Origin of the sequence: Sphingobacterium sp. UBA3549, assembly GCF_002376635.1 — a bacterium.
GTDB lineage: Bacteria > Bacteroidota > Bacteroidia > Sphingobacteriales > Sphingobacteriaceae > Sphingobacterium.
The window spans coordinates 171,970-189,942 of record NZ_DFOE01000024.1 but is presented as its reverse complement, the minus strand read 5'-3'; the positions used below and the strand labels follow the sequence as shown (position 1 = coordinate 189,942).

The 17,973-nt window shown below is 40.7% G+C and carries 17 protein-coding genes; 10 read left to right on the top strand and 7 right to left on the bottom strand.

Annotated elements, in window-relative coordinates; genetic code table 11:
• Positions 1 to 118 precede the first annotated feature (118 nt).
• From B2W36_RS12810 to B2W36_RS12800, 3 genes are all read left to right on the top strand, one after another.
• Positions 119 to 670: a nucleotide exchange factor GrpE gene (locus B2W36_RS12810; protein WP_209580974.1), complete on the top strand. Its 552-nt coding sequence runs from the start codon at positions 119 to 121 to the stop codon at positions 668 to 670.
• Positions 671 to 680: 10 nt separating this feature from the next.
• Positions 681 to 1,835, top strand: coding sequence for a molecular chaperone DnaJ (gene dnaJ / locus B2W36_RS12805; protein ID WP_209580978.1), 1,155 nt, complete (start codon positions 681 to 683; stop codon positions 1,833 to 1,835).
• 310 nt (positions 1,836 to 2,145) lie between these two features.
• Positions 2,146 to 2,784 carry an outer membrane beta-barrel protein gene (locus B2W36_RS12800; RefSeq protein WP_293884519.1) on the top strand — a complete coding sequence of 213 codons (639 nt, stop codon included), beginning with the start codon at positions 2,146 to 2,148 and terminating at the stop codon, positions 2,782 to 2,784.
• A 60-nt stretch (positions 2,785 to 2,844) separates the two neighbouring features.
• Here B2W36_RS12800 and B2W36_RS12795 read toward each other — a convergent pair whose 3' ends face one another.
• Positions 2,845 to 3,618 (bottom strand): C40 family peptidase, encoded by a 774-nt coding sequence (locus B2W36_RS12795; protein ID WP_293884518.1) that lies wholly within the window; start codon positions 3,616 to 3,618, stop codon positions 2,845 to 2,847.
• Between the two features lie 72 nt (positions 3,619 to 3,690).
• On the opposite strand from B2W36_RS12795, the gene B2W36_RS12790 reads away from it, so the two are divergent.
• Positions 3,691 to 4,164 carry a universal stress protein gene (locus tag B2W36_RS12790; protein WP_293888038.1) on the top strand — a complete coding sequence of 158 codons (474 nt, stop codon included), beginning with the start codon at positions 3,691 to 3,693 and terminating at the stop codon, positions 4,162 to 4,164.
• 89 nt (positions 4,165 to 4,253) lie between these two features.
• Here the strand turns inward: B2W36_RS12790 and B2W36_RS12785 are convergent, their stop codons facing one another.
• From B2W36_RS12785 to B2W36_RS12760, 6 genes are read right to left on the bottom strand one after another with little or no spacing between them, the layout of a single operon-like run.
• Positions 4,254 to 5,429, bottom strand: coding sequence for an RsmB/NOP family class I SAM-dependent RNA methyltransferase (locus B2W36_RS12785; RefSeq protein WP_293888036.1), 1,176 nt, complete (start codon positions 5,427 to 5,429; stop codon positions 4,254 to 4,256).
• Between the two features lie 7 nt (positions 5,430 to 5,436).
• On the bottom strand, positions 5,437 to 6,720 hold the full coding sequence (locus B2W36_RS12780; RefSeq protein ID WP_293888035.1) for an ABC transporter substrate-binding protein: 1,284 nt from the start codon (positions 6,718 to 6,720) through the stop codon (positions 5,437 to 5,439).
• A complete protein-coding gene (guaA, locus tag B2W36_RS12775; protein WP_293888033.1) occupies positions 6,677 to 8,227 on the bottom strand; it encodes a glutamine-hydrolyzing GMP synthase in 1,551 nt (516 codons plus the stop codon). Before guaA ends, B2W36_RS12780 begins: the two co-directional genes overlap by 44 nt.
• A 42-nt stretch (positions 8,228 to 8,269) precedes the next feature.
• Positions 8,270 to 9,106: an orotidine-5'-phosphate decarboxylase gene (gene pyrF, locus B2W36_RS12770; protein ID WP_293888031.1), complete on the bottom strand. Its 837-nt coding sequence runs from the start codon at positions 9,104 to 9,106 to the stop codon at positions 8,270 to 8,272.
• 24 nt (positions 9,107 to 9,130) lie between these two features.
• On the bottom strand, positions 9,131 to 9,721 hold the full coding sequence (locus B2W36_RS12765) for a TlpA family protein disulfide reductase (RefSeq protein ID WP_293888029.1): 591 nt from the start codon (positions 9,719 to 9,721) through the stop codon (positions 9,131 to 9,133).
• A gap of 15 nt (positions 9,722 to 9,736) precedes the next feature.
• Positions 9,737 to 10,480: an RluA family pseudouridine synthase gene (locus B2W36_RS12760; protein WP_293888027.1), complete on the bottom strand. Its 744-nt coding sequence runs from the start codon at positions 10,478 to 10,480 to the stop codon at positions 9,737 to 9,739.
• An 83-nt stretch (positions 10,481 to 10,563) separates the two neighbouring features.
• On the opposite strand from B2W36_RS12760, the gene panB reads away from it, so the two are divergent.
• From panB to B2W36_RS12730, 6 genes are all read left to right on the top strand, one after another.
• Entirely contained in the window at positions 10,564 to 11,379 is an 816-nt protein-coding gene (panB, locus tag B2W36_RS12755) for a 3-methyl-2-oxobutanoate hydroxymethyltransferase (protein WP_209581004.1), read from the top strand.
• A 54-nt stretch (positions 11,380 to 11,433) separates the two neighbouring features.
• Entirely contained in the window at positions 11,434 to 11,991 is a 558-nt protein-coding gene (locus tag B2W36_RS12750; RefSeq protein WP_293888025.1) for a hypothetical protein, read from the top strand.
• An 80-nt stretch (positions 11,992 to 12,071) separates the two neighbouring features.
• Positions 12,072 to 12,224 carry a 30S ribosomal protein THX gene (locus B2W36_RS12745; RefSeq protein ID WP_209581011.1) on the top strand — a complete coding sequence of 51 codons (153 nt, stop codon included), beginning with the start codon at positions 12,072 to 12,074 and terminating at the stop codon, positions 12,222 to 12,224.
• 185 nt (positions 12,225 to 12,409) lie between these two features.
• On the top strand, positions 12,410 to 13,471 hold the full coding sequence (locus tag B2W36_RS12740; RefSeq protein WP_293888023.1) for an efflux RND transporter periplasmic adaptor subunit: 1,062 nt from the start codon (positions 12,410 to 12,412) through the stop codon (positions 13,469 to 13,471).
• 6 nt (positions 13,472 to 13,477) lie between these two features.
• On the top strand, positions 13,478 to 16,561 hold the full coding sequence (locus B2W36_RS12735; RefSeq protein WP_293888021.1) for an efflux RND transporter permease subunit: 3,084 nt from the start codon (positions 13,478 to 13,480) through the stop codon (positions 16,559 to 16,561).
• A 6-nt stretch (positions 16,562 to 16,567) separates the two neighbouring features.
• Positions 16,568 to 17,869, top strand: a complete 1,302-nt coding sequence (locus B2W36_RS12730; protein WP_293884506.1) for a TolC family protein — start codon at positions 16,568 to 16,570, stop codon at positions 17,867 to 17,869.
• The last annotated feature ends 104 nt before the right edge of the window (positions 17,870 to 17,973 follow it).

The following is a 17,973-nucleotide window of genomic DNA, read 5'->3' as shown; positions in this document are numbered from 1 at the left end:
CAAATTGTTAGGCTTTTTTAATAAAATCTGACAAGCTGTCGGAATTTTATTGTTTGGCAAAAACTTTGACAAACGAAGCATAGAGTAAATTTTTGAATCTAATTTTAGCATTGAAGATATGAATGAGCAAGATAATTATTACGATGAAAGCCAAGATCCAGTAGAAACAAATTCTTCTGAACAACAAGAACTACCTGCTGATAATCTAGCAGAAGAACTGTCTACTGAAGATAAACTGGCTGCAGAATTGGCAGAGGCAAAGGATAAGTACATTCGTCTATCTGCCGAATTTGACAATTATAGAAAACGTACAAGTAAAGAACGTGTTGAATTGATTCAATCAGCTGGAAAAGATGTCATCAGCAAGTTGTTGCCTACATTGGATGATTTTGACAGAGCATTAACAGCCATGGAAACTGCAACTGATGTTGAATCGGTAAAAACAGGAATGGATATTGTTAACAATAAATTCAGACAAACATTATCGCAATTAGGATTAAAGGAAATGGACGTTAAAAACCAAGATTTCGATCCTGAATTACAAGAAGCTATTACAGCAATACCTGCCGCTACAGAAGAATTAAAAAATAAAGTGGTGGACGTGATCGAAAAAGGTTACTACTTAGGTGACAAAGTTATCCGTCACGCAAAAGTAGTTATAGGTCAATAATATTAAGACGATGTCAAAAAGAGATTATTACGATATACTTGGTGTCTCGCGATCAGCGGACGAGAAGGAGATTAAATCAGCGTATCGCAAACTAGCGATAAAGTACCATCCGGACAAAAATCCTGGTGACCATGAGGCTGAGGAAAAGTTTAAGGAAGCTGCTGAGGCATACGATATCTTGAGCAATCCACAGAAACGTCAACGTTATGACCAATTTGGACATGCTGGTAATTCTGCCAGCGGTGGTTTCGGCGGTGGCGGCGGCATGAATATGGAAGACATATTCAGTCAATTTGGTGATATCTTTGGTGGAGGACATCCCTTTGAAAGTTTCTTTGGCGGTGGCGGTGGCCAGCGTGGCGGACGCCGCGTAGCAAGAGGAAGCAACTTACGCATAAAAGTTAAGTTAACGCTTGAAGAAATTGCCAAAGGCGTTGAGAAAAAGGTAAAAGTCAACAAGCAAGTCGTCTGTCATACCTGTGACGGATCGGGTGCTAAAGATAAATCTTCTTTCCATACCTGTAAAACCTGTGGTGGATCGGGCTCAGTCAGAAGAGTTACCAATACGATCTTAGGACAAATGCAAACAACAAGCACTTGCCCTACGTGTAATGGTGAAGGCGTAGAAATCACAGCAAAATGTACAACGTGTAGAGGTGAAGGACTTGAACGTGGCGAGGAAACAATCTCCATCAATATTCCGGCAGGGGTGAGTGAAGGCATGCAACTATCCATGAGCGGAAAGGGAAATGCGGCTCCGCGTGGTGGTGTACCAGGAGATTTAATTATATTGATCGAAGAAGTTGCACACGAAAGTTTAAAACGCGACGGACTAAATGTCATCTATGATCTTTATATTAATTTTGTAGATGCTACATTAGGTACCAGCGTGGAAGTTCCGACAATAGACGGAAAAGCGAAAATCAAAATTGAACCCGGCACACAAGGCGGCAAAATTTTACGGTTAAAAGGAAAAGGTATTCCTGAGGTTAATTCTTACCACAAGGGAGACCAGCTTGTATATGTTAATATATGGACACCAAAAGCTGTATCTATCGAAGAAAAAGAACTGTTGAATAAATTGAAAGAATCACCGAACTTTAAGCCTCAACCTGGCAAAAGTGAAAAGTCATTCTTCGAGCGAATCAAAGAATATTTCGAGTAACATCCAGTTAGATAATCATAAAAAAGCCATTTGTCAAATATTGACAAATGGCTTTTTTTTTCTATTCTTACTTAAAATTGACATTAAAGAACAAAAAGTCAGCCCAATATCATTATCGTTAAATAGAATCTGTAAAAATAAAATTATATTAAATTTTAAGGTGTTGATCCACTATAATTTACGATTATATCAAATATCTAGACAATCCAATGACAAAAAAATAAAATATGATTTCGATATTTGACTAACAAATTTAAAAAGTCAGGAAGTAATTACTGGCACATTTAAACAACTTTTAAATAAAAAAGACATGAAAAAAATTTTACTTACATTAGCAGCTGTAGCTGGTTTGACATTGGCTTCACAAGCACAAGAATTCGGTTTCAAAAAGAGCGATGTTATTGTTGAAGGTAACTTATCCGCTAATACTTCAAACGACAAAACTAATCAAACAAAAACAAATTCATTTAATTTCAACCCTTCTGTTGGTTACTTTGTTTCTGACAAGATTGCTGTTGGTTTAGATGTAAACGTTGGTAATGAAAAAGCTACAAAAAACGTAGATCAGTCGAATGAATCCTATGTAAAAAACAACCAATTCGGTATAGGTGCATTTGGACGTTACTACTTTCTTGAGTTAGGTTCACGATTCAAAACATATGCACAACTTGGTGCTGGTTATGCGCAAGAAGATGGAAAAATCAATAATGGAACTACCACAAGTGATATCGCTAAAACAAAAGGTTTCGGTGCGAACGCAGGTTTGGGTATCAACTACTTTGTAACGCCTAAAATTGCAATCAATTTTGGTTTAACTGACTTATTGTCATTCAGAACATCAAAAGTTGATGTTGATGGTGCTAAATCATCTAATGAATTTAATGCAAACATCAATAGCTTTAACAACTTCTTCGATACTGCTAAATTTGGTTTGACATTCAAATTCTAGTCTCAACGAAAAAAATAGAAAAAGGGAGGGCGATAAAATATTTTATCGCCCTTTGCTATGTTAGTTATACCGTTTAACAATTCGGAGTTTGTGTGTATAGCGATTCAGTTCCGCATTAAAAATACCCTCTGAATCCATGCGGTCCACACGGACTTTTGCAGAAGCATGGATAATGGTATCGCGATCCAGCATAATACCAACGTGAGTAATCCGGCCTTGCGCATTGTCAAAAAACGCCAAATCACCTACCTTTATTTCTGAAATAAAGTCGACGGTCTCCCCTTTTTCCGCTTGCTGATAAGCATCGCGGGGCAAATAAAGTCCAAAGCAGCTGTAGATCAATTGCGAGAAACCCGAACAGTCAATCCCCCACTCCGAACGGCCGCCCCACAAATACGGTACATCTTTGTAACTCAAGGCGAGTTGCTGGAGCTCACTTTCGACTAATTCCTTCGAAAATAAACTTATGCTTCCCTGATAAGTCAAGTCCAATAGTGGCAGATTAGTCCGGTTCTCTTCATTTAGATACAGCGTGGTCCCATGACAGAGCTGCAGTTGGGTTGCCTCGCCCAAAAGTACCCCTCCCTCTCTTCCAACCACAGTTCGTCTTCCTAAAAAATATTGCTCCTTATCTGAGTCCTCTAATTTTTGAAACTGCCCGTTTTGAATCCAACCCAAATAATCCGTTTCCAATAAGCGTATGGATGTCCAATCCGCCTGCTCGTCCACAATTTCAAAAAGCTCTCCAAACAAAACCTGAGAAACCATCTCGCTACGATGTGCCTGTTCTAGACGTAACGGTACGAGAGCAAGTATACAAATACCATATTTCATATGCTAATAAAACAAAATCGTCCAATCTATGATTATATATTATATGACGAAGATAAATTAATAATAGCAGATATGGAGAATACAAATTCAAAATTCAAAAGGATATTAGTCGCTGTTGACGACGAGCCATGCGCTGAAAAGGCAATACATTATGCGAAAGAAATGGCCCAAGTATTTGGAGCCTCCGTAGCACTTGTCACCGTTATCCCCCCTACTTCTCCTGCCAATTTTGGCGCAGATCCCTTATTGGGGCAGCAGCCTATCATCGTTCCGGAGGTTTCGGAAATGGAACAGGACAATGCGCAAAAGTATCTTGAGAAGATAAGCCGCGAGTTTACTGGTGCTGGTGAGGTCTATTTGTTTAATCGAATAGGATCTATTAAAGAAGAAATTCTGGCTGCATCGCACGAATGGTCTGCCGATCTGATTATCATGGGGTCTAACGGGCGGACCGGTTTTGATCATTTTATATCTGGTTCTGTCTCTGAATCGGTTATTCGTAAATCCACCTGCCCGGTGCTGGTGATCCCCAGTAAATGTGACTGACGAATACAACAAAAAAACATTTATAGTAATGAAAAAGGCTATTTTTTCCAAACGGAAAAAATAGCCTATACGCTTTCTACGATCAGAAATTACGTTTTTATCAAACGCGCCACAAACATGCTATCGGCCTTTTCGGTATACCCTTCCAGATAATCCATGCGTGCTATTTCAAAACCAAAATTATCCACAATGTAATTGACAACATCTTCATTTTCCGCTTTAAAAATGGAGCAGGTTATATAAATCAAAGGCTTTCCCACTTTAACATGTCCTACTACATTACTTGCAATATTTTTTTGTAGTGCATTGAATTCGCCAATCTTATCAGCCCTAAAATGCCGAATCATTTCTGGTGTACGCCCCCAAGTCCCCGATCCACTACACGGTGCGTCCAATAATACTCCATCAAATCGTTCGCTCCCAAGAATTGAAAAGGTATCCTTGGTAAGATCGAGTATTTTCTTTCGGTAATGCTTTATTCCGGCACGGTCAAAACGCTCATCGAGATTCCGAAGAATGCTCATACGAATATCCGACACCAACAAATTTACCGTGGGACAAGCATCCATCAATAAAAGAGATTTGCCACCTGAAGCTGCACATGTATCCCACCAGGATTCATTTTCTCCTGGCTCCATATACGCTAACGTACGTTGCGAGGAAAGATCTTGTACTTCAATAATGCCATCTAAGGCATCAAATCGCTGTAAGGAAGTACCATTAATTAAGGCAATGGTCTGCTCGCCGATAGTGGTATAGGGAATCTGACTACCATCTAAAATGGCGCGCACGAAATTTGTCTTTCCTCGTTTTACCCGAATATATAAATAGGGCTGAATACACTGACTTTCCAAAAAGGCAGTTAAATTCACTTTTTCAGAAATATGCTCCGTAAAAGGAAATAGGTCTTCCAATTTAAAAAAGCCTTCGGACTCCAAAAATGTAATCTTGTCACGGATTGAGAGATGAAGTTTATCGGCGTAGGAAGGTTCAAGAACCGCCACCAAGGGGCTTTCCTGCTCGCATAGAAATTCGGCGACTACCAACCTACGTTGTTGTGATAACTGCGGAGCTGCAGTCCCTAGACGGAAATAATTATAGCACAAACGGGAGACGGCCTTTCGGTCTGAAGATCCCATTTGTCTATTTAGCTTAAAAAAAGTTGTTAAATAACGTGAAAATGGTTGATCAGCTTCAAAACCATCCATTGCTCGCTCAAAATTACGTATTTGCTGATGAACACGTTTTTCACTGAATTCAGCCATTCAAAGATTATTTTCTTTCAAATTTTTTATCGTGATAGACCAACATCCCCAACGATCTGTTTGCATAGCCCCATTTTGGGTAAAATTCAAATCTGTAATCGCTATTCAATCCCGAAAACTTTTCCTGCGTCATTCGGCTGACATAATCCACTCCATATTGATGTATCAATCGACCAAAATACAATGCCGCGTCATACCCTTTGTAAGAAAACTCGGACGGATCAACTTTATAAGCAGCCTTGTAATTTCCAATAAACTTTTTGGTATCTCCATCCGTCTCATCGACCAAGTTGGAAGAAGTAATGGTCAATGCGTAAAAATCCATGTTTTCGAAATTCTCAAACGAAAGCTTGGCCATGTTGGGGTGTCCATATAATTTAAACTGATTACCTGGATTCAGAAAGCGTTCATCCATAGCATCCAAAAGGCCCTTTACTAAATTTTTATTGGCAGTCCCTGAAATGATATGATTGGTGCCTGCCAACAAAAGACTGTTATTAAGCTCATTGATGCTCATGACCGTTTTTACTTTAGCCTGCGGGTTAGCTTTGGTAATCTCGTTTGCAAAATTGATCAAAAACTGTTTGCTGTCATCATCCCCAGCATCATAAATAACAATCTGATCCCCATTATAATATTGCTCTGCAACATACTTCGCCAATGTTTCGGCGTGTGTACGAATAGATGGTGTTATCGAAACCAAATTGGGGAGGCTAAATTCAGAAGCCATGCTTGCTGCTAATGGAGAAACCTGTAGAACGTTCTTGTTTGCAAAGGTCTGCCCAAAGCTCTTAATCTCACGCGGATATACGGGTCCCACCACGAGCACAGCATCTTTGACATTGACCGCTGTACCCAATGTTGCATTATACGCAACATTGTCTCGGGAATCAATCACCTGCAAATCGAACAAGGCACCTTCCTTCGCAATTTTGTCAAGGCCTAACTGAAATCCCTGATAAAAATCCAGCGCCAAGGAAGAGCGCTCCACGTCTTCCTTCTTAACTGTACCTGCAATATTACTTAACTCGAACGGCAACAGCAGTGCGATGCGATTATTTTTCACAGCATAGCCATTGACACGTTGGGTATCGCCCATCTTGGCAATGGTACTTTCTTTGTCAACAGGAGGTTTAGTAACAGCAGTTTGCTGTTCGCCATGACCAGAGGACGGCGAACGCAATACTGTGCTTTTTTTGGTTGTACAGCTGGCAAGGCATAACGCTACAAGCGCCGCAACCCATATTTTATTCCCACTCAATTGTAGCGGGTGGTTTTGAACTGATATCATACACAACTCTGTTTATTCCTTTCACATGGTTGATAATTTCATTTGAAATCTTTGCCAACAGATCATATGGTAAATGTATCCAATCCGCAGTCATTCCATCTAGCGAACCCACCGCGCGCAAACTAACAACGTGCTCGTAAGTGCGCTCATCACCCATTACGCCTACTGAACGGACGGGTAAGAAAATTGTGCCTGCCTGCCATACTTTGTCATACCAACCGGATTCTTTCAGATTATTGATGAAGATCGCATCAGCCTCTTGCACAATACGTACACGCTCGGGTGTAATATCACCCAAAATACGAATTGCCAAACCCGGACCAGGAAATGGATGCCTGCCTAAAATTGACTGATCAACTTCCAGCGCTTTCCCTACTCTTCTGACTTCATCTTTAAACAACGTTTTAAGTGGTTCCACAACTTTCAGCTTCATAAAATCAGGTAAGCCTCCAACGTTATGGTGTGATTTGATAGTCGCCGAAGGCCCTTTCACTGAAACTGATTCGATGATATCCGGATAAATTGTCCCTTGCCCTAACCACTTCGCTTCAATGCCTTCAGGCAATTCCTTTTGAATATCTTTTGCTGCTTCATCGAAGACATCAATAAACGAATTACCAATGATCTTGCGTTTTTCTTCTGGCTCGGAAACTCCAGCTAATCGACCATAAAATAAATCTTTCGCATTGATTCCTTTGATATTTAAGCCCATATTTTTGTAAGAATCCAATACTTGCTCATATTCGTCCTTACGAAGCAAACCATGATCCACAAAGATACAATGGAGTTTCTTTCCGATTGCCTGATGCAATAACACCGCTGCAACTGTCGAATCTACCCCGCCAGATAAAGCCATAATAACATGATCATCACCTAGTTGCTCTTTCAAAGAAGATACTGTTGTTTCTACAAAAGCGTCTGGTGTCCATTCCTGTGCACAACCACAGATATTGACAACAAAGTTTTTTAATACGATAGCACCGTCTGTACTATGGGTTACTTCTGGATGAAATTGTATACCGTAAGTACGGGTACCTTTCACTTGATACGCTGCTACGCGAACTTTATCGGTACTCGCTATAATTTCAAAATTTGCAGGTACTTCTTTAATGGTATCGCCATGAGACATCCATACCTGTGACTGCGTGGGTATGCCTGCCAATAATTCATTCTCACTATTGACAAACTGCAGATTTGCACGACCATATTCACGAATTTCAGAAGGTAACACTTCACCGCCTGATTTTTGAGCAATGTATTGGGCTCCGTAACATACGCCTAAGAGTGGGAAACGATCCTGAATAGCGACAAAATCAATTTGTGGCGCATCTTCTTGTCTAACAGAATAAGGGCTGCCCGAAAAGATAACACCTTTTACGGTGTCGTCAAAATCTGGCAATTTATTGAACGGGTGTATCTCACAATACACATTTAGCTCTCTGACACGTCTTGCGATCAACTGTGTGTATTGAGACCCGAAGTCTAGAATTATAATTTTTTCTGGCATGCTGCAAAGGTAAGTATTACGAATGAATTATTAAATGTCAAATCAGGAAATAATACCCGCTTTTACCAGCTCTACTTCCATTTCTTTTTGAAGAATTAAGGCTTCCTGCCGTGCTCTTTCAGCGAAATCAGTCCCTTTCGAAGCATAGATAATGCCCCTTGTGCTGTTTACCAAAAGTCCACAATCTTTGTTCATACCAAATTTACAAACATCTTCGAGCGAGCCCCCCTGAGCCCCCACTCCCGGAACCAATAAAAAATGATCTGGCGCATGTTCCCTAATTTTGATAAATCCTTCTCCTCGGGTTGCTCCTACCACATACATGAGATTTTCTGGCGTGCCCCAGGTGTTGACTTTGTCAATCACTTGTTCGAACAATTGCAGCCCTTCTATATTCTCAAAATTCTGAAAGTCTAAGCTGCCCTCATTTGATGTCAAAGCAAGCACGATAGCCCATTTGTCTTTAAAATCCAAAAAGGGCGTTACCGAATCCTTACCCATATAAGGTGCAATGGTGATACTATCAAATCCGAGACCAGAAGCCTTTTCATCAAAAAATGCCATCGCATAACGTCCGGATGTATTACCGATATCCCCTCTTTTTGCGTCAGCAATACTGAAACAATCCTTTGGTAAAGCGGCCCAGGTTTTTTGAAGCGATTGCCAACCTTTTATTCCATAACATTCATAAAATGCTATATTGGGTTTGTAGGCTACACAAAGATCAGCTGTTGCTTCTATTATGGCTTTGTTAAAGCTATAGATCGGATCCTCATCGTCTAAAAGATGATCAGGGATTTTGGCAAGGTCTGTGTCCAGTCCGACACATAGAAATGAGCGTTTCGCTTTTATTTGATGAATAAGTTCTGCTCTTGTCATGCTTATTTTAGAGATCTTAAAAAATTATTTATTGATTAAATCTTGAATAAATGTGGTCACCTCTGGAGTGAAATAGTCAGCAAGTCCTTCATGCCTTGCGGCAAGATTTCCTTCCTTATCCAATATGAGCGTTGTTGGAATAGGCCCAGAAAGCCACTCCTTTGGAATATCACTGTTCGGAAAGCTTACTGGTAAGCTCAAACCCTCTCCCTTAATAAACGCTTCGGCCTTCGCTCGATCACCCTCCACCTCAACAATCAAAAACACGACATGGGCGTTATCCTTATACGTATTATAAAGTTTGTTGATCGACGGCATTTCGGCCCGGCAAGGGGCACACCAAGTTGCCCAGAAATTGATAAAAATCACCTTTCCTCTGAGATCAGCCACCTTTACAGGCTCGCCTTGCTGGTTTATAAAAGATACCTCACTGCCTATCTTGGGCGAAGTCGCAAAAGATTTTTTAGCGTCCGGCGTAACTTCTAACTTTAGTTTAAAGAAGCCTATTTTCATTAGGGCTTGCTGAAAATAACTTCTACTTGTAGGCCAAATCAACAAGCCAATAAGCAGTACAAATACAACGTTTCCGACTATTTTTTTTGTCTTCGGACTCATCTGTAACCGGGCTATTTACGAATCAAACTTATCTAACAGTTTCAATAATGTCGCAAAATCCTTTGGATAGGGCGCATCGAAAACCATTTTAACTCCATTCAGTTCGAATTCGATATCTTTGGCATGTAGGGCAAAACGCTTCATGATAGGTTGTTCTTCCTCATCTTTCGACAACGTATAGCCTCTTTTCTTGATTTGAGATAAATAAACCGGTTTGCCGCGATACATATCGTCGCCCACAATAGCTGCATGTTGTGTTGCCAGGTGAATACGGATTTGGTGCATACGTCCCGTAATGGGCTTACACTCTACTAATGTATAATTCTTGTAATATTTGATCGAATTGAAAATGGTTTCTGCTGCTTTGCCATTGGCACGGTCAATAGATACATTTTTATTACCCTGGTTCAAGATCGGTAAATCAACCAGCAAATCCTGAAAAGTATGCGTACCGCCTATGATCGCATGGTAGGTCTTATTCACTCTTCTTTTTTCAAATGCAATAGAAATTGAACGATACGTTTCGGGGTTTTTGGCAATTAATAAAATACCCGAAGTCTCTTTGTCCAAACGGTGGCACACCTGCGCATCCGGATGGTATTTTTTCGCCAATCGAAGGATATTGACCTCTCCGCCCTCACGTTCATCCAAAGAAGCTACAAACGGTGGTTTATTGATAACAATCAAATTTTCATCCTCATGAATGATTAATTCTGAAAATTTGGGAAATTTAAATAGACGATTCTCATTTTGTATCATTTGGCAAAAATACAAAACACCAGGCAGAATATTGGTCAATGTATGATAAAAAGCTTACTTTTGGACACAAAATAAAAGTTAAGATGTCTGTAAACAAAGAAATGAAACGCGTTAGCACCGCCATGCTACAAGCCATGAAAGACCGCCAGGAAAAGATTTCTATGCTGACCAGCTACGATTATTCCATGGCTAAAATGGTCGATCAGGCTGGTGTTGATGTTATTTTGATTGGAGATTCTGCCGCCAATGTATTTGCTGGATACGAAACTACCTTGCCTATTACCCTTGATCATATGATTTACCATGCGGCGTCTGTTGCAAGGGGTACGCAGCGCGCCATGGTATTGGCAGACTTACCGTTCGGATCCTATCAGGGATCTGCCAATGCGGCCTATAACGCAGCCGTCCGTATGATGAAGGAATCTGGTGCACATGCACTGAAGCTGGAAGGTGGTATTGAAATCATAGAAAACATTAAAAAAATCATTGCCGGAGGCATTCCCGTATGTGGTCACCTGGGCCTCACTCCCCAATCTATCAACAAATTTGGCAATTTTGGTGTCCGTGCAAAGGAAGAGCAAGAAGCAGCTAAACTAATCGAAGATGCACTTGCTTTACAGGACGCCGGCTGTTTTGCCATTGTTTTGGAAAAGATACCTGCTAAATTGGCCAAGACAGTGACCGAAACATTGACAATTCCTACGGTAGGTATCGGTGCTGGACCGGATTGCGATGGGCAGGTACTTGTCATTAACGATATGCTGGGCATGAATGCAGATTTTAAACCTAAATTTATGCGTCATTTTGCTAACTTGCATGAGCAAATTATCACCGCAGTAAGCAATTACGTCTCTGAGGTGAAAGCAGTAAAATACCCAAACGAAGACGAACAATACTAGGTATACAATATGCGGTTTCTGATCATTGGACTTATCATTCTAATTGCTTATCTGATGATACGCAAAAGATTTAATTTTTTTGGGTTTGCCACCGATGTATCTAAGGACTTAAAAACAGGCTTTCAATTGATTGAGGCTTCACCCGCAGTCATTCAGGCGAATCTAAAAAAAACCATTTCCAATGTCATTATGGGGGTTATCCTCGTGCTGATTGTCGTATTGCTTTTCATAAAGATAAAAATTGTACTGTTCTTACTTCCAATTGCAATCTTTCTTTTGGGTTATCTATTTTTATTCAACAATCATTTTAGTAAGGTAAAAAGCCAGCAAATATGGTATAATGCCAAAACTGATGAAGTTTTTATTGAACAATTAAAAGGAGAAAATTATAGCTTTAACCTTTTTAAGGATATCGAGGCCGTGCAGAAAATCGAATCCATTCAGACGACCAAAGGATTATTATATGGCTATTACCGTATCAAATTAAAAGATAACATATTGGAAATCCCCTATTTGGTTGCTGAAAATAAACCAGTCAATAATTTATTTTTCGATACCATTACCCAAAATTTCAAAATTGATGTTCAAAAACGCATTTTTCCCATTATTTGAAGACAAAACAGTTGAATCTTTAAAAACAAATCCCTATATTTAGGTTATATATAATTTTTAAAACCAAAATATTTTACACTATGGGAAAAGGTGACATCAAAACCAGAAGAGGAAAAATATCGAATGGTTCTTTTGGAAAAAGAAGACCACATTTGTCAAGAGCAGCAATCAAGCCAAAAGTAGATAATGCGGAGCCAAAAGAAATTGAACAAAAAACAAAATCAAAAAAATAGTAGACACAAAGCTAGAAATTCATTTCTAGCTTTTTTTATCTCCCTTCGCTCCCAGTAAACGCACAGTGCAGCTTCTTGCCTGAGTTTTGTGTGTATTGTAAAATCCTTTTGACAACCCGTATCCGCATTATAATAAACCTATATTTACCAGTTAAATGTAAAAAGTACATAAGATACTATACCATATGAATAAAAAATCGATCATTTACCTTCTTTTGGCCTGCGCTGTTTTTGGAGGTGGATACTTTCTGCTTACTGCTAAAAAAGATAAAGAGGGAACCGATAAGCCGAAGGAGAAAAAAGATGTGCCAGTGCCGGCACAGGCAATCATTGCCAAATCTTCTGTCGCCGATAGATCGATCAATCTTTCGGGAAGCATCGATGCAGAAGAGCAGGTCGAAGTCAGAAGTGAAGTCAGTGGTCGAATTACCAAAATATATTTTGCAGAAGGACAGCGGGTCAGGCAGGGCGAACCTTTGATCAAGATTGATGATATAGAACTGCAGGCGCAATTAAGACAATCACAAACGACCAATCAGCTCAATGCAGAAAATGAACGCCGGGCCAAATTGCTGTTGCAAAGAGGCGCTATCAGTCAGGAGGAGTTTGATATTGCCAGTGCGGCCTTAAAAACTTCAGCCGCACAGATCCAGTTGATCCAGGCACAAATATCAAAGACCACCATAAGGGCACCATTTAGTGGGATGATTGGATTACGTAATATTTCTGTTGGAGCCATTGTCTCGCCCACCACGCTGATCACAAATCTGGTCAAGGACAACTTGGTAAAAATCACCTTCGCAGTTCCCGAAAAATACAGCAGTATCGTCAAAGTGAATATGCCGATCGAGTTTAGTGTTGCTAATGACCCAACCGTCATGAAAGCAAACATCTACGCTATAGAACCTCAAGTATCACTTAACACCAGAACGCTCACGGTCAGAGCCCGCGCAAATAATGAGCAGGGAAAGTTGAAAGTAGGATCATTTGTTAACGTTAGCGTTCCAATCGAGGTAGAAAACGATGCGATATCCATTCCAACTGAAGCCATCGTACCTGTTCAGGACGGAAAAAAAGTGTTTGTATTACAGCATGGCCTAGCCAAAGAAGTGAAGGTTGAAACAGGCGCACGTACCGACAAAGATATTGTCATTTTATCTGGGATCAGTGCCGGTGACACCGTTCTAACCACAGGTGTCCTGTCGTTAAAAGATGGATCAAAAGTTAAGGTATCATTAGCTAACTAACTGTGCATGAATTTATCTGCTATTTTTATTAAACGCCCGGTTTTAACTATTGTCGTCAATATCACCATTATATTATTTGGCTACATTGGTTTTAGCTTTTTGGGCGTCCGCGAATACCCCTCCATTGACCCCGCTATTGTTTCTGTTAGAACAAACTATGCGGGTGCAAATCCAGATATCATTGAATCTCAGATTACCGAGCCCTTAGAAAAGGCTATCAATTCGATCGATGGTATCCGGAATATATCCTCCTCCAGTAACCAGGGGTCCAGTAATATTACCATCGAATTTGGTCTGCAAAAAAATCTTGAAGAGGCGGCAAATGATGTCCGTGATAAGGTCTCTCAGGCCATCCGAAGTTTACCTCAGGATATTGATGCCCCACCCGTTGTTTCCAAGGCTGACGCTGATTCCGATCCTATCATCACGTTGACGCTACAAAGTGAAACGCGCGATAAACTTTCGCTGAGCGACTACGCAGAAAATGTGATCTCGGAAAGACTACAGACGATTCCAGGTGTCAGCAGTACCCAAATTTATGGTCAAAAACGCTACGCCATGCGATTATGGCTCAACCCCGACCGTATGGCTGCGTATGGCATTACGGCTTCTGATATCCGCACGGCTCTGAATAACCAAAACGTTGAATTGCCCTCTGGAAAAATTGTCGGAAACACCACGGAGCTCACCGTAAAGACAGTAGGAAATCTTTCTACACCCGAAGAGTTTAATGATATCATTCTGAAATCCGATAGCAGCCGTATTGTCAAATTCATCGACATTGGCCGGGCAGAAATAGATGCCGAAAACCTGGAAACAAAAATGGTCAGCAATGGGAAGCAATTGGTTGGTATAGCGATTATTCCTCAACCCGGTACAAACTACCTCGATATTGCCAATAATTTTTATAAAATGCTCGATCAGATCAAGGAAGATCTACCCCAAGATATTATCCTTAACATTGCTTCTGACAACACCACATTTATTAAAAAATCTGTTGAGGAAGTCGCCGAGACACTGCTGATTTCAATTATCTTGGTTACCTTGATTATTTACTTTTTCTTCCGCGACTGGGGTATCGCATTGCGGCCTCTTCTGGATATTCCCGTCTCATTGATTGCAACCTTTTTTATTATGTACATTTTTGGATTTTCGATTAATGTACTGACGTTGCTCGCCATTGTACTCGCGACAGGTCTTGTCGTCGACGATGGGATTGTAGTGACGGAAAATATATTTAAGAAAGTGGAAGAAGGTATGTCTCCTATAGAGGCTGCTTTGAAGGGCTCGAAGGAAATCTTCTTTGCTGTTATCTCGATTTCAATCACACTTGCAGCCGTATTCTTACCTGTTATATTTCTTCAGGGCTTTGTGGGGCGTTTATTTCGTGAATTTGGAGTCGTTATCGCTTCGGCCGTACTGGTTTCTGCATTTGTTTCCCTGACCCTCACCCCTATGCTCAATGCCTATTTGATCAAGGGTGGTGGACACAAGAAGACGAAATTTTATAATTGGACCGAACCCATGTTTGTCAAGATGAACAAGGGGTATGCCAATGCCCTTGACAAATTCATGAAATTTAAATGGATCAGCTTTCCGATCCTGATCATCTGCTTTGTGATTATTGGAATCCTTTTTTCGTCCATTAAAAAGGAAACTGCACCTTATGATGACCGAAGTAATATTTCTGTCAATGTAACAGGTCCAGAAGGTGCCACCTATGAATATATGGATCGCTATATGCAGGAACTTGATAAACTGGTGTATGATTCGATCCCGGAGAATAAGATCAGTCTTAACATCACTTCGCCGGGATTTGGCGCCGCATCGGTCAACTCCGGACGTATCCGGATGACGTTGGTTGACCCAAGTGAACGTCAGAAATCGCAGGACGATATCGCTAAAGAACTGACCAAGTGGACCAAACAATACGATGCCGTTCGCGTCAATGTTTCACAGACGCCAACGATATCCATGAACCGAAGAGGCGGATTACCCGTTCAGTATATTATTCAGGCGCAGAATTTCGAAAAGCTGCAGGAAAAAATACCTCAATTTATGACTGAGGTGAACAGTGATCCAACATTCTCGACAACGGATATCAACCTAAAGTTCAACAAACCAGAACTTCATGTCGAAATTGACCGTCTAAAAGCGCTGAGCCTTGGCGTATCTGTACTGGATGTATCTCAATCCTTACAACTGTTGCTAAGCGGTCAACGATTTGCCTATTTTATGCGCGATGGTAAACAATATCAAGTAATTGGCCAGGTTGAGAATGACCGTCGGGCGACTCCAACGGATCTTTCTTCCATCTATGTTCGCAATAACATGGGGCAGCTCATCCAATTGGACAACGTTGTAAGTGTGAAAGAAGAAAGCAGTCCGCCCCAACTCTATCATAACAACCGTTATATGTCCGCGACCGTTTCCGCCGGCTTGGCTCCTGGTATGAGTATGAGCGACGGCATTGCTGCAATGGACCGTATAAAGGAAAAAGTACTCGATCAGAGCTTTACGACCGATCTTAGCGGTGAATCGCGTGATTTTGTTGAGAGTAGCTCCAATACCCTATTTGCCTTCGGCCTTGCTTTGTTGCTTATCTACCTGATCCTAGCGGCTCAATTTGAAAGCTTTCTCGACCCATTTATCATTATCCTTACGGTACCGATGGCTGTAGCCGGCGCCCTGATCAGTTTGTGGTTATTTGACCAAACCTGGAATATATTCAGTCAAATTGGGACAATCATGCTAATCGGCCTCGTCACCAAAAATGGTATTCTGATTGTCGAATTTGCCAACCAGATGCGAGAAGAAGGAATGGAAAAATTTGAGGCAATCATGCATGCAGTCGAATCGCGCCTTAGACCAATTTTAATGACCAGTTTGGCCATCGCACTCGGTGCATTGCCAATTGCGATGTCGCTCGGTGCTGCTTCGACCAGCAGAATTGGAATGGGGGTAGTAATCGTCGGGGGTACCATATTTTCGCTTATTCTGACCTTATTCATCATCCCGGCCATCTACTATATGTGGTCACGACAAAAAAAGCATAGACCAGAATTTGATAACATTAAAAGCTACGAATAATTAAACATGAAGAGAAATTTCACCCTACTAATATGGCTTTGCTCCATCATGTTTCAAGCTCGTGCCCAAGAGATATTGACCTTGGAAGATGCGCTAAAAACAACGTTGAGCAATAACTTCAATATTCTTTTGGCTAAAAATGACAACAACATTGATATCGAGAATACCAGTTTGGGAAGCGCTGGTATGCTTCCCGCAGTAACCGGCACATTTAACAGAAGCAATTCGGTTCAGAATTCACGACAGGTTAGGGCCGATGGACAAGTACAGCAGGTTTCCAATGCTAAAAATGACAATATGTCGTATGGCGTTAACTTAAACTGGACGATATTTGACGGATTGGGTATGTTTGCGCGTAGGGATCGATTTAAAGAGATACAGCGTCAGGGTGAGGCGGAGATTAGATATGAGGTCATTACACAACTCAGTGAAGTCATGGCCACCTATTATAATCTTGTACAGCAAAAACGATTGATTGACGCTTTAGATACAACCATTACACTTTCTCAATATCGGGTTACTCTGGCCGAAAATCGCCTACAGATCGGAAAAGGTTCAAAGCTCGATCTGCTGAATGCCAAAGTCGACCTGAATACCGATCAGACAAACCTACTCAGGCAACTCGAAAGCTTTAAAAACACCAAAACTTACCTCAACCAATTGATGACTAGAGATTTGAGCCTAGACTTTGAAGTTGAAGATGAAATGAAACTGGATACGGATCTTAAACTGGGTAATCTCATCGAAATTGCTGATCAACAAAATCCTCAAATTCAGCTTGCCATCATCAACAATCGTGTCGCCGAACTCAACCTAAAGGCAGTGAAAGCCGAACGTTACCCTAAAATTGGTTTAAATAGTGGGTATAATTGGAACGAATCTCACTCCTCACTTGGTTTCTCTACAGAAAACAAAAATAGAGGTCTCACCTACGGTGTATCAGCATCCCTTAACATCTTCAATGGCTTTTTGCAAAACAGAAACGAACGTATCGCCAAATTTCAGATCAAAAGTTCTGAAATACAGATAAAACAGCAAAAACAAGATATACAGGCTCAGGTAAGGACTTTGTTTCAAACCTACATTACCAACATCGAACTGGCCAATGTAGAACGGAAAAATGAGGAACTGGCAAAAGAAAATTTAAACATCACCATGGATAAATTCCGGATCGGTACCATAACAACGTTGGAAGTAAGAACAGCGCAGTTAAATTACATCAATGCAATGACGCGGAGTTATACTGCACAATACGATGCTAAAGTCTCGGAGATACGACTAAAAGAATTGACCGGTGAATCGTACTAAAAATTACGGTTTACAAAAGCTCCCTTTTGAAGAAAAGACAATAAACTCTTTTTTTGCCAACAGGCAAGATGTAATCGTATAAAACGAGAGGCTCCTTAAATTAG

Bases quoted from the DNA above. Each gene is read 5' to 3' on its own strand.
- guaA (WP_293888033.1), bottom strand. From the start codon at position 8,227: ATGCCAGAAAAAATTATAATTCTAGACTTCGGGTCTCAATACACACAG.
- B2W36_RS12800 (WP_293884519.1), top strand. From the start codon at position 2,146: ATGAAAAAAATTTTACTTACATTAGCAGCTGTAGCTGGTTTGACATTG.
- B2W36_RS12780 (WP_293888035.1), bottom strand. From the start codon at position 6,720: ATGATATCAGTTCAAAACCACCCGCTACAATTGAGTGGGAATAAAATA.
- B2W36_RS12735 (WP_293888021.1), top strand. From the start codon at position 13,478: ATGAATTTATCTGCTATTTTTATTAAACGCCCGGTTTTAACTATTGTC.
- B2W36_RS12765 (WP_293888029.1), bottom strand. From the start codon at position 9,721: ATGAGTCCGAAGACAAAAAAAATAGTCGGAAACGTTGTATTTGTACTG.
- B2W36_RS12750 (WP_293888025.1), top strand. From the start codon at position 11,434: ATGATACGCAAAAGATTTAATTTTTTTGGGTTTGCCACCGATGTATCT.
- panB (WP_209581004.1), top strand. From the start codon at position 10,564: ATGTCTGTAAACAAAGAAATGAAACGCGTTAGCACCGCCATGCTACAA.
- B2W36_RS12740 (WP_293888023.1), top strand. From the start codon at position 12,410: ATGAATAAAAAATCGATCATTTACCTTCTTTTGGCCTGCGCTGTTTTT.
- B2W36_RS12745 (WP_209581011.1), top strand. From the start codon at position 12,072: ATGGGAAAAGGTGACATCAAAACCAGAAGAGGAAAAATATCGAATGGT.
- B2W36_RS12810 (WP_209580974.1), top strand. From the start codon at position 119: ATGAATGAGCAAGATAATTATTACGATGAAAGCCAAGATCCAGTAGAA.
- dnaJ (WP_209580978.1), top strand. From the start codon at position 681: ATGTCAAAAAGAGATTATTACGATATACTTGGTGTCTCGCGATCAGCG.
- B2W36_RS12730 (WP_293884506.1), top strand. From the start codon at position 16,568: ATGAAGAGAAATTTCACCCTACTAATATGGCTTTGCTCCATCATGTTT.
- pyrF (WP_293888031.1), bottom strand. From the start codon at position 9,106: ATGACAAGAGCAGAACTTATTCATCAAATAAAAGCGAAACGCTCATTT.
- B2W36_RS12785 (WP_293888036.1), bottom strand. From the start codon at position 5,429: ATGGCTGAATTCAGTGAAAAACGTGTTCATCAGCAAATACGTAATTTT.
- B2W36_RS12760 (WP_293888027.1), bottom strand. From the start codon at position 10,480: ATGATACAAAATGAGAATCGTCTATTTAAATTTCCCAAATTTTCAGAA.
- B2W36_RS12795 (WP_293884518.1), bottom strand. From the start codon at position 3,618: ATGAAATATGGTATTTGTATACTTGCTCTCGTACCGTTACGTCTAGAA.
- B2W36_RS12790 (WP_293888038.1), top strand. From the start codon at position 3,691: ATGGAGAATACAAATTCAAAATTCAAAAGGATATTAGTCGCTGTTGAC.